The sequence below is a fragment of the Pseudoneobacillus rhizolycopersici genome, from assembly GCF_054786815.1.
In genome coordinates this window covers 1-268 of sequence record NZ_JBTOOE010000112.1, presented here as the reverse complement: position 1 = coordinate 268, position 268 = coordinate 1, and the positions used below count along the sequence as shown (strand labels likewise).

1 pseudogene is annotated in these 268 nt (G+C 61.9%); it reads right to left on the bottom strand.

Annotated features, from left to right (window positions below):
* Window positions 1-168, bottom strand: a pseudogene (gene truB / locus ACX9YW_RS23055) (tRNA pseudouridine(55) synthase TruB); the annotation flags it as partial.
* Window positions 169-268 lie beyond the last annotated feature (100 nt).

Sequence of the window (268 nt, the reverse complement as noted above, 5' to 3'; positions counted from 1 at the left end):
CCAGAGTTTCTCGGACAACGCCACGTGCGGGTAATCCTGCAGGGCGTAGTCGATGGGCCGTAAGACCGTCGTCAGGTCGTCGTCGGCCATCGCCGCGGCCACTTGGTCTAACGTCACGGCTTGATCTAGGGTGAAGCCCCCGCTCTTCAAGCGGGTCAACGAGGCCATCACGGCCGGCACCTGCAACTGACGTCCCAGGTCGACCGCCAGGGTACGAACGTAGGTGCCCTTCGAACAACTGACCTCAAAATCAATCGTCTGGGTCCCC